This is a genomic window from Phenylobacterium sp. (assembly GCF_036263695.1).
GTDB lineage: Bacteria > Pseudomonadota > Alphaproteobacteria > Caulobacterales > Caulobacteraceae > Phenylobacterium.
The window spans coordinates 1-3,873 of the sequence record NZ_DATAGM010000326.1 but is presented as its reverse complement, the minus strand read 5'-3'; the positions used below and the strand labels follow the sequence as shown (position 1 = coordinate 3,873).

Here is a 3,873-nt window from a genome sequence, read left to right as displayed (position 1 = left end):
TGGAGCGACATTTTCTAGGCCTCCCCTCGGCAAACCCTGACGCTCGACCCGGCGAAAACTGCCCAGGGCGTGATGAACGCACCCTTTGCTTTCCGGGAAAAGTCGAACGTTTTCAGTGCCATCTTCTGCCAAGGCCGGTTGCGTTGCGACCACACGGCGCAAGAGGCGGGCCAGTCTGACCGAGCTGACGCGTATAGGCGCGCACCCGTCTCCTCTCCCGCGACACGAAGTGCGGGGGGAGAGGACTAAGGAGAGGCGTGGAGCGGCCTCTTCGCTCTCGAAGCGGCAGGTCGAGCGGGCCCGGTTTTCGGGAGCTAGGCCACCATCCGGTGGAGCGTAAACGCCGGCGTCGCCCCTCTCCTCAATCCTCTCCCCTCGCGCTGAGCGTCGGGGCTAGGAGGTGATCCACGCCTCGGCAAGGCGCGCCTATCGGACGCCGGCAGCCCGGCAAATTCGGCCCGCGGGGTGGTGCCCGAGGTCTTAACGGAACTGGGAAATCTGTGCCGTTTCAGCGACTTGGGATTGTGGCGGAAACTTGGCCCAGGGGTTGCTCGGCGGGTGTCGAATGGACCTGGCGCAGCAGGCGCTCTCGTTTCCAAGGCAAGACCCCCGCCCAATGTTCGCGTTTCCGATCGCCCTTCCGACCATGCCGACGACGCCGGGCCAGCCCGGCGCGGCGGCCACGCCTGGGCAGCCGGCGGACGTGTTCGAGCAGCTGCTCGCCGGCTTCTCGGGCGAGGCCGCGCCGGTGGAGATGCCGACCGCCAAGCCCGCCCCGTCCGCGCTTGGCCAGGGTGCCCGAGACGCCGCGAGCGCCGGGCCCGCCGAGGGCGAAGCGTCCGAAACGGCCACAGAAATCCTGCCCGACGCGGCCGTCGCCCCGGCGCCGGCTCAACCCTGGCCGCCGCTCGCCGCGCAGGGTTCGCCCGCCGTGTCGCCGCAGGCCGTGACGGCCGCCGAACCGGAGGCCGGTGCGCCGGCGACCGGCCTGGCGAAAGCCGCTGAACGGATCGAGACGCTGATCGCCCAGGCGGACGGCGCATCCGCCCCTGGCCTGGAGAAGGCGGCGGCCCGGCTGGCCGAAGCCGGTCCGGCCGCACAAGCCGCGCCGCCGGCCCTGGGCGCTGCCGACGCCGCGCCGAAGGCCGAACGCGCGCCCGGAGAGACCAAGACGGCGCCGGCCGAACCGGCGCCGCCCGCCCACGCCGCCGTCCCGACCCAGCCTGCCGCTCCGGCGCGGGGCGCGGGCCCTGCGCAGCCGGCTACGCCGGCGAAACCGGCGACGCCTGAGGCGCGCCCGGCCCATGCGAGCGCTCCGGCCGCCGCCGAGTCGCCCCTGCCCGCACAGCCCAAGGACCCCGGCGTGGCCCCGCCGCCCGCCGACCGCGCCGCCGCGCCTCACCCGCTCCTGCAGGGGGCGGTTGTGCACGCCAAGTCCGTGCCGACTGGGCTTGGCGATGCGGCTGCGCCCGCGGCCGAGGAGCCCGCCGAGGGTGCTGCCGAGGCGCCGCTGGAGGCTGCGGCCGAGGCCGCGCCCGTCGCCACGCCTGCGCTCCCCAACGCCACGCCCACCCGCCGCCGCGAACCGGCGACCCGCGAACCCGGCCAGGCCAGGACGGAGGCGTCCGCCGCCGCCCCGGCCGCCGTCGAAGATCCGGCCCCGGCGCTCGCGGCCCGCCCCGCCGGCGCGCCCGCGCCGGAGCAGCCCAAGGCCGCGACCGACGCCAGCGTCGCCGCGCCGGCCCCGCTGGCCCCCACCGACAAGGCCGAAGCGCCTCGGACCGGGGAGTCCGCGGCGACCCCGGCCTCGCCGGCCCTCGCCGAAGCCGCCGCGCCGCGCGATCTCGCGCCGGGCGTGCGCGGCGCGCCGGAAACTGTCGCCGCCCTGGCCGCCGAGATCATCCGCAAGCTGGAGGGCCGCTCCACGCGGTTCCAAGTGGAGCTGCAGCCCGCCGGCCTCGGCCGGGTCGATGTGCAGATCGAGATCGGCGCCGCCGGCAAGATGACCGCGGCCTTCGCCGTCGACTCCGCACAGGCCGCCGCCGAGCTGCGCGGCCGCGCGCCCGAGCTGCAGCGCGCGCTGGAGCAGGCCGGCTTCGACGTCTCCGGCGGCCTCTCCTTCGACCTGACGGACAATTCCCGGTTTGGCCGCGATCCGGAGGCGCGCCAGGACGGCGGCGCCTTCGCCGGCCGCGCGTTCGCCCAGGCCCTGGCGACCGGCGAAGCCGCCGACCAGGCCGCCCTGCCCCCCAAACTCTCGAGACGGCCCAGCGCCGCCCTCGACATCCGCATCTAGAGAAAGGAGTCGCGTCCCATGGCCGTCGACGCCGTCACAGCCACTCAGGCCCCGCCCCAGGAAACCGCCCTGGGCAAGGCCCGCCTGGCCCAGAACTTCGAGACCTTCCTGACGCTGCTCACCACGCAGCTGAAGAACCAGGACCCGCTCTCGCCGCTGGATTCCAACCAGTTCACCGAGCAGCTGACCCAGATGACCGGGGTCGAGCAGCAGCTTCTGACCAACGAGCTGCTGGAAAAACTGGTCGCCGGGAACAACTCCGGCGTCGCCGACGCCGTCAGCCTGATCGGCAAGAAGGTGCGCGCCGTCAGCGACGACGTCGCCATGAAGGACGGCAAGGCCAGCTGGATCTACAACCTCGACCGGACCGCGGCCAACGTGAAGCTGGAGGTGCTGGACGACAAGGGCCGCGTGGTCTTTGTCGGCTCGCCCAGCAAGAACGGCGAAGGCGACCACGCCTTCACCTGGGACGGCAAGAACTCGGCCGGGGTGAAGCAGCCGGACGGCGTCTACACCCTCAGGGTCACTGCGATCGACTCGGCCAAGAAGCTGATCGACTCGGTGACCTTCATCGAAGGGGTGGTGAACTCCGTCGAGCAGAAGGACGGCAAGACGCTGATCAGCGTCGGCGGCGCCAAGATGGAATGGACGGCGGTGAGCACCATCACCCTGGCCGATCCGCCGGCGACCACCAGCACCAGCCAAACCAGCCAGACCTCCGACACCGGCGATGAGTCGGAAGAGGCGGACAACAACAACTGGCTGGAAGACGCCATCGCACAGGAGGACGGCGAACCGTCCCCGGAGCCGACGGGGGCCTGAGGCCTCCAGGCGGCCGCTGAACGCGGCCTCTCACCAACTCTCATCAAGGACCAAGGCAGACCAAAATGAGCATCAGCAGCGCAATGCGTGCCGGGGTGTCGGGACTGTTGGCCAACTCCTCGGCCCTCGCCGCACTCTCGGACAACATCGCCAACGTCAACACCGTGGCTTACAAGCGTAGCCAGGTGAACTTCGGCAACATCGTCACCTCTCAGTACCTGTCGGGCGCCTACAGCGCCGGCGGCGTAAAGGCGATCAACCGCCAGTACGTCAGCCAGCAGGGCCTGATCCAGGCGGCCAACTCCTCCACCGACATGGCGATCGCCGGCGAGGGCTTCTTCGTCGTCACCCAGAAGGGCGCCTCCCTCGCCCCCTCCGACGCCCGCTTCTTCACCCGCTCGGGCTCGTTCGCGGTCGACAGCGACGGCTACCTGGTCAACGACCAGGGATAGTACCTGCAGGGCTGGCCGATCAACCTGGACGGGACCGTCGACCGCAGCCCCGCCGACCTGACCCGGATGGGCCCGATCAACGTCCGCGACCTGGGCTCGGCCGTCGCCAAGACGACCAGCATGGAAATCAAGGCGAACCTGAACAAGGACCAGACCGTCACGCCCGGCTACGCCGTCGGCGAGATGGAGGACTACGCCACCGATCCCACGACGGGTCACCGCCCCGACTTCGTGGTCGAGCTGACGGTCATCGACTCCGCCGGCGGCAAGCGCCGGCTCGAGGTCGGCCTCGTGCGCGACGCG

3 protein-coding genes and 1 pseudogene are annotated in these 3,873 nt (G+C 71.7%); all 4 read left to right on the top strand.

All coding sequences use genetic code 11. The annotated features are described in order from the left end of the window. The first annotated feature begins 616 nt into the window (after positions 1-616). On the top strand, positions 617-2,296 hold the full coding sequence (locus tag VHK87_RS13340) for a flagellar hook-length control protein FliK (protein ID WP_329635384.1): 1,680 nt from the start codon (positions 617-619) through the stop codon (positions 2,294-2,296). Positions 2,297-2,314: 18 nt separating this feature from the next. Then, entirely contained in the window at positions 2,315-3,118 is an 804-nt protein-coding gene (locus tag VHK87_RS13335; protein ID WP_329635383.1) for a flagellar hook assembly protein FlgD, read from the top strand. Between the two features lie 65 nt (positions 3,119-3,183). Next, positions 3,184-3,570 carry a flagellar hook-basal body complex protein gene (locus VHK87_RS13330; protein ID WP_329635382.1) on the top strand — a complete coding sequence of 129 codons (387 nt, stop codon included), beginning with the start codon at positions 3,184-3,186 and terminating at the stop codon, positions 3,568-3,570. Between the two features lie 66 nt (positions 3,571-3,636). Further along, positions 3,637-3,873, top strand: a pseudogene (locus VHK87_RS13325) (hypothetical protein); the annotation flags it as partial.

Bases quoted from the DNA above. Each gene is read 5' to 3' on its own strand.
- VHK87_RS13340 (WP_329635384.1), top strand. From the start codon at position 617: ATGTTCGCGTTTCCGATCGCCCTTCCGACCATGCCGACGACGCCGGGC.
- VHK87_RS13335 (WP_329635383.1), top strand. From the start codon at position 2,315: ATGGCCGTCGACGCCGTCACAGCCACTCAGGCCCCGCCCCAGGAAACC.
- VHK87_RS13330 (WP_329635382.1), top strand. From the start codon at position 3,184: ATGAGCATCAGCAGCGCAATGCGTGCCGGGGTGTCGGGACTGTTGGCC.